The organism is Pseudomonas antarctica (assembly GCF_900624995.1).
In the GTDB taxonomy this organism is placed as follows: Bacteria; Pseudomonadota; Gammaproteobacteria; order Pseudomonadales; family Pseudomonadaceae; genus Aquipseudomonas; species Aquipseudomonas antarctica.
In genome coordinates, this window is the sequence record NZ_UYXQ01000046.1 from 21,306 (window position 1) to 27,889 (window position 6,584).

The 6,584-nt window shown below is 60.5% G+C and carries 3 protein-coding genes and 1 pseudogene; 3 read left to right on the forward strand and 1 reads right to left on the reverse strand.

All coding sequences use genetic code 11. The annotated features are described in order from the left end of the window. The first annotated feature begins 213 nt into the window (after positions 1-213). Both E0F99_RS19160 and E0F99_RS19165 read left to right on the forward strand, forming a co-directional pair. On the forward strand, positions 214-1,491 hold the full coding sequence (locus E0F99_RS19160) for a serine/threonine transporter (protein WP_083358638.1): 1,278 nt from the start codon (positions 214-216) through the stop codon (positions 1,489-1,491). 137 nt (positions 1,492-1,628) lie between these two features. Further along, positions 1,629-3,269: a SulP family inorganic anion transporter gene (locus tag E0F99_RS19165; protein WP_083358637.1), complete on the forward strand. Its 1,641-nt coding sequence runs from the start codon at positions 1,629-1,631 to the stop codon at positions 3,267-3,269. A 63-nt stretch (positions 3,270-3,332) separates the two neighbouring features. Here the strand turns inward: E0F99_RS19165 and acnB are convergent, their stop codons facing one another. After that, positions 3,333-5,942: a bifunctional aconitate hydratase 2/2-methylisocitrate dehydratase gene (gene acnB, locus E0F99_RS19170; protein ID WP_083358636.1), complete on the reverse strand. Its 2,610-nt coding sequence runs from the start codon at positions 5,940-5,942 to the stop codon at positions 3,333-3,335. Between the two features lie 396 nt (positions 5,943-6,338). Between acnB and E0F99_RS31200 the strand changes: the two are divergent. Further along, positions 6,339-6,414: pseudogene (locus E0F99_RS31200) on the forward strand (DUF1289 domain-containing protein); the annotation flags it as partial. Between the last annotated feature and the right edge of the window lie 170 nt (positions 6,415-6,584).

The following is a 6,584-nucleotide window of genomic DNA, read 5'->3' on the forward strand; positions in this document are numbered from 1 at the left end:
CCTAGGATCGTGAAGATAGTCCAAAAATCCTGAAACCGTGTGAAACCGTCGCCTGCGGCCGCCCTTGAGCGGCCGCACCGCATAACCACTCCTCAGCTAAGTCTTTGCTTATCCAAGAGAATCCCGGACAATCGCGCGCTTGTTATGGTCGGGGCGCTGCCTGTCAGGTTTTTCTGACTCGTCCCGGCTGTGGAAATGCGGAGATCCGACCGGATGAATGATCAGGCCAGTAGCGTCGACGAACGCTATGCAACGACACCTGCAACCCTCACACGCTGGAGCCGCCAGGACACCACCTGGATGCTCGGCCTGTTCGGCACCGCCATTGGCGCCGGCACTTTGTTTTTGCCCATCAACGCTGGCCTCGGGGGCTTCTGGCCACTGGTGATCCTGGCGCTGCTGGCATTCCCGATGACGTTCTTTGCCCACCGTGGCCTGACCCGTTTCGTACTGTCCGGGCGTGAAGGCTCCGACATTACCGACGTGGTCGAAGAACATTTCGGCCTTAAGGCCGGTGCGTTGATCACCTTGCTGTACTTCTTCGCGATCTTCCCGATCCTGCTGATCTATAGCGTGGCACTCACCAACACGGTCAGCAGCTTCATGGAGCACCAGTTGCACATCATGCCGCCGCCGCGCGCGATCCTGGCGTTTGTGCTGATCCTTGGCCTGTTGGCGGTGGTGCGCTGCGGTGAGCAGGTGATCGTCAAGGCCATGAGTCTGATGGTGTATCCATTTATTGTCGCCTTGCTGTTCCTGGCCGTGTACCTGATCCCACACTGGACCGGTGGCATCCTCAGCACTGCCCGTGAGCTCCCGGCGCCGTCGGCATTGCTCAGCACGCTCTGGCTGGCGATTCCGGTAATGGTGTTCTCGTTCAACCACTCGCCGATCATCTCCGCCTTCGCGGTGGACCAGAAACGCCAGTACGGCGCGAACGCCGATGAGCGCAGCTCGCAGATCCTGTCCCGCGCGCACCTGTTGATGGTGGTGATGGTGCTGTTCTTCGTGTTCAGTTGTGTGCTGACCCTGTCGCCGGCGCAGCTGGCTGAAGCGAAAGCGCAGAACCTGTCGATCCTGTCGTACCTGGCCAACCACTTCGACAACCCGACCATCGCCTTCGCCGCGCCGTTGATTGCGTTCGTGGCGATCGCCAAGTCGTTCCTGGGCCACTACATCGGCGCCAGCGAAGGCCTCAAAGGCCTGGTGCTCAAGACCGGTCGCCGCCCTGCAGCCAAGTCCCTGGACCGCATGACTGCCGCGTTCATGCTGGTGGTGTGCTGGATCGTCGCCACGCTGAACCCGAGCATCCTCGGCATGATCGAGACCTTGGGCGGCCCGATCATCGCGTCGATCCTGTTCCTGATGCCGATGTACGCGATCCGCAAGGTACCGGCCATGGCCAAGTACCGTGGGCAGGCATCTAACGTGTTTGTCACGGCCGTGGGCCTGGTCGCGATTACCGCATTGATCTACTCGCTGCTGTCCTGACCGCAGGCTGCACCCACCAACGCCGATTCGCGCCCTGCGCGAATCGGTTTTTTTGTGCTTGGAAAACCTGTCCTGGCTCAACCACAAGAAGGTAATGAGGGCTAAGCTAACGCAGGTTATTTGCCAGGATGGGCTGATTGAAAACTGCAACGGTTGTTCCGCCGTCTAATCGTACCCAGGACATACTCGCCGGTTTATCCATTGCCGGTTTGCTGCTGCCGGAGGCGGTGGCCTATTCCAGCATTGCCGCGCTGCCGCCCCAGGCCGGGGTCATCGCCCTGTTTGCCGGGTTGGTGTGCTACGGCCTGTTCGGTACCAGCCGTTTTGCGATTGTCTCGGCCACCTCGTCTTCGGCGGCGGTACTGGCTGCCGCCACCGCCAGCCTGGCGGGCGGTGACCCAGCGCTGAGGCTTTCCCTTGCGTTCGGGCTGGTGTTGATTACCGGGGTGCTGTTCCTGCTGGCCGGGTTGTTCAAACTCGGCGGCGTCACCTCGTTTATCGCAAAACCGGTGTTGCGCGGGTTTGCCTTCGGCCTGGCGCTGACGATCATCCTCAAGCAGTTGGCCAGTGTGGTCGGCGTGCACTTGACCGATAACAACCTGATCCGCTTTCTGCCGCAGCTCGTGGAGCAGCTACCTGATTGGAACTGGCCAGCTGCGATGGTCGCGGCGGCAGCGTTGATGCTGTTGTGGGTGTGCGCGCGTGTTCCGCGCCTGCCGGGCGGGCTGCTGGTGGTGATCCTGGGAATCGTGGCCGGGCAGTACCTGGATTTGCAGGCCCAGGGTGTGGCGCTGATCGGTCTGATCGACCTGCGTCTGGCGTTGGGGCATTTGCCGGCCCTGCCATTTGGCGACTGGCTGCGTCTGGGTGAGTTGGCGTTTGCCTTGGTCATGATTTTGTATGCGGAGTCCTACGGCTCCATCAGTTCGTTCGCGCTCAAGCACGGCGATCGCGTGTCATCCAACCGCGACCTGCTCGCGCTGGGTGCGGCTAACCTCATATCCGCGCTGTTCCATGGCATGCCGGCCGGTGCCGGCTATTCGGCGACCTCGGCGAACGAAGCCGCCGGTGCCGGCTCGCGCCTGGCGGGAATCGTTGCTGCGCTGGTGGTGCTGGTGATCGTGTTGACGGTGCTGCCCTATGTTGCGCTGACCCCGGAGCCGGTGCTCGCTGCCATTGTCATTTACGCATTGGGCCGAGGTCTGAGCTTGCAGCCGCTAGGGCGCTACTTCCTATGGCGGCGCGACCGTTTACTGGTGATCTGTGCGGTGGCGGCTGTGCTGGTGCTGGGGGTCCTGGACGGGCTGTTGGTGTCCGTTGCGATCAGCGTGATGTTGATGTTGCGCCAGATGTCGTCGGCCGATATCCAAGTGCTTGGGCGTTTGGCTGACAGTCATGATTTTGTCGATCGCCAACACCACCCGGATGCCGTGGAAGTGCCAGGCCTGTTGATCGTGCGCCCCAGCGAGGCGCTGTTTTTCGCCAATGCCGAACGCATTCTGGGTGCGGCGTTGCGCCTGATGCGTCACGCACAGGTCAAGGCGGTGGTGTTGAGCCTGGAAGAGTCTCCCGACTTGGATGGCACCAGTGTCGAGGCGCTGGCGGCATTCTTCGCGCAAGTACGCGGGGAGGGCAAGCGCTTGGTGCTGGCGCGTGTGCGGCACAACGCGCTGGACATGTTGCAGGCATTGCCCGAGGCACTGGCGCCGCAAGTGCTGCTCAGCGGTTTGAGTGTTGACGGTGCGGTGCAGCTTGCTCTGGCTAAATCCCAGGCATAAAAAACGCCGCGTACCTTGCGATGCGCGGCGCTGATTTACCAGGTGTAGCTACATCAACACACCTTAGGCTTGAATCACCGGGATGTTGGCGCTTGCTGCGATTTTGCGGAACTCGGCGATCTGGTCGAAGTTCAGGTAGCGGTAAACGTCACTGGCCATGGTGTCCAGTTTGGCCGCGTAGCCCATGTACTCTTCGACGGTCGGCAGGCGACCCAGCGTGGAGGCCACTGCCGCCAGCTCAGCCGAGGCCAGGTAGACGTTGGCGCCATCACCCAGACGGTTCGGGAAGTTACGGGTCGACGTCGACACCACGGTCGAGTTCGGTTCTACACGTGCCTGGTTACCCATGCACAGCGAGCAGCCCGGCATTTCCATGCGCGCGCCAGCCTTGCCGTAGATGCCGTAGTAGCCTTCTTCGGTCAGTTGGTGAGCGTCCATCTTGGTCGGCGGCGACAGCCACAGACGGGTTGGCAGCTGACCCTTGACCTGTTCCAGCAGCTTACCGGCCGCGCGGAAGTGACCGATGTTGGTCATGCACGAACCGATAAACACTTCGTCGATCTTCTCGCCGGCAACGCTGGACAACAGACGAGCATCGTCCGGGTCGTTTGGCGCGCAGAGGATCGGCTCGTTGATTTCAGCCAGGTCGATCTCGATGATTTCAGCGTATTGCGCGTCGGCATCGGCTTCCAGCAGCTCAGGGTTGGCAACCCAGGCTTCCATCGCTTGAGCACGGCGTTCCAGGGTGCGTGCATCGCCGTAGCCTTCGCCGATCATCCAGCGCAGCAGGGTGATGTTGGAGTTCAAGTACTCGGTGACGGAGTCTTTCGACAGCTTGATGGTGCAACCGGCAGCCGAACGTTCAGCCGAGGCGTCGGACAGCTCGAAAGCTTGTTCCAGCGTCAGATCGTTCAGGCCTTCGATCTCCAGGATGCGGCCGGAGAAAGCGTTCTTCTTGCCTTTCTTCTCTACGGTCAGCAGGCCAGCCTGGATCGCGTAGTAAGGAATGGCGTGAACCAGGTCACGCAGGGTGATGCCAGGTTGCATTTTGCCTTTGAAGCGCACCAGGATCGATTCCGGCATGTCCAGAGGCATAACGCCAGTGGCTGCGGCGAACGCCACCAGGCCAGAACCGGCCGGGAACGAGATGCCCATCGGGAAACGGGTGTGGGAGTCACCACCGGTGCCGACGGTGTCCGGCAGCAGCATGCGGTTCAACCAGCTGTGGATGATGCCGTCGCCTGGACGCAGCGATACACCGCCGCGGGTCATGATGAAGTCAGGCAGGGTGTGGTGGGTAGTCACGTCGATCGGCTTAGGGTAAGCCGCGGTGTGGCAGAACGACTGCATCACCAGATCGGTCGAGAAGCCCAGGCACGCCAGGTCTTTGAGTTCATCACGGGTCATAGGACCGGTGGTGTCCTGAGAACCTACGGTGGTCATCTTCGGTTCGCAGTAGGTGCCAGGGCGAACGCCTTTGCCTTCTGCCAGACCGCAAGCACGGCCGACCATTTTCTGCGCCAGGGTGAAGCCTTTGTCGCTTTCAGCCGGCGCTTCCGGCAGCTTGAACAGGGTCGAAGGCGGCAGGCCGAGTTCGGTGCGAGCCTTCTCGGTCAGGCCACGGCCGATGATCAACGGGATACGGCCACCGGCACGCACTTCGTCCAACAGCACCGGGGTCTTCATTTCGAAGGTGGTCAGGACTTCATCAGTGCCGTGTTTGCAGACTTTGCCAGCATGCGGGTACAGGTCGATCACGTCGCCCATGTTCATGTTGGTGACGTCAAATTCGATCGGCAGAGCGCCGGCATCTTCCATGGTGTTGTAGAAGATAGGCGCGATCTTGCTGCCGAAGCAGAAGCCGCCAGCGCGCTTGTTCGGCACGTAAGGAACGTCGTCGCCGAAGAACCACAGTACCGAGTTGGTTGCCGATTTACGCGACGAACCGGTACCGACCACGTCACCGACGTAGGCAATAGGGAAGCCTTGGCCGCGCATTTCTTCGATCTGCTTCATCGGACCGGTTTTGCCTTGCTCGTCCGGCACGATGCCTTCGCGAGCCATTTTCAGCATTGCCAGGGCGTGCAGCGGGATGTCAGGGCGGGACCAGGCATCCGGCGCAGGGGACAGGTCGTCGGTGTTGGTTTCGCCGGTGACCTTGAACACGCGCAGGCTGATCTTGTCGGCCAGGGTAGGGCGGTTCTTGAACCACTCGCCGTCGGCCCAGGACTGGATCACGGCTTTAGCGTGTTCGTTGCCGTTCTTGGCTTTTTCAGCCACGTCGTGGAACGCATCGAACATCAGCAGGGTGTGCTTGAGTTGGGCGGCGGCGACAGGTGCCAGCTCAGCGTCGTCCAGCAGCTCGACCAACGTCACGATGTTGTAGCCGCCTTGCATGGTGCCGAGCAGTTCAACAGCGCGTTTCTTGTCGATCAGGGGGGAAGTGGCTTCGCCCTTGGCCAGGGCAGACAGGAAACCGGCCTTGACGTAGGCAGCTTCGTCAACGCCTGGTGGAATGCGGTTGGTGATCAGGTCAACGAGGAATTCTTCTTCGCCAGCCGGGGGATTTTTCAGCAGCTCGACCAGGCCTGCGGTTTGTTCGGCGTTAAGCGGCTGGGGAACGATACCCAGTGCTGCACGCTCTTCGATATGTTTGCGGTAGGCTTCAAGCACAGTTATTACCCTCATCAGTGGTCCCACGGGACGCTCATCCAGAAATGAACGGCACGCATGCGCTCGGGGGCTTTTTGGGCCGCAAAGCCAGCGCTGCCGGCATTCCTCACAGAAGCTGCTTTCAAAGTTTTACGCCTGCAGAACGGAGCTGATGAGGGTTGGCGCTGGCTACTACCTACCGGGTAATGACCTTCGCCAACACCGTTCTGAAGGAACGACTGTGCTCGTGACGCTTTGAAAACAGCTTCCAGCGGATTATTGGCGCCTTACAAGGCCGGATGATTCTACGGCAAAAAAAATCTAAAGGTAAGTTGCCTAACCAAGTTTGCTGGGTGATCAACCTTAGACAAAGGGCTAACATGGCGCATTGTTTCGCTGAGTTGTGTGTCGCTGCCCATGTCCAACCAAACCATCAAAACCCCCTGCGTCGGCCTGTGCTCGACGGTTTACGGCGATCTCGTGTGCCGTCGACGCCACCAAAACCACCACAACGAGACCCAGGCGAATGGCTTTAACGAAGACTAAACGCTAGCGCAACGCCTCAGGCCTGATCAACTGTGGGTGCAGGGGGTGCCCGATAGGATGGAAGATTGCGACCACAAGCTCACGCGCGGGCAGTTCGACCAACGACAGATACCCCCC

What these genes read in the sequence shown, in the direction of transcription:
- E0F99_RS19160 (WP_083358638.1), top strand. Translation starts at nt 214, where the DNA reads ATGAATGATCAGGCCAGTAGCGTCGACGAACGCTATGCAACGACACCT.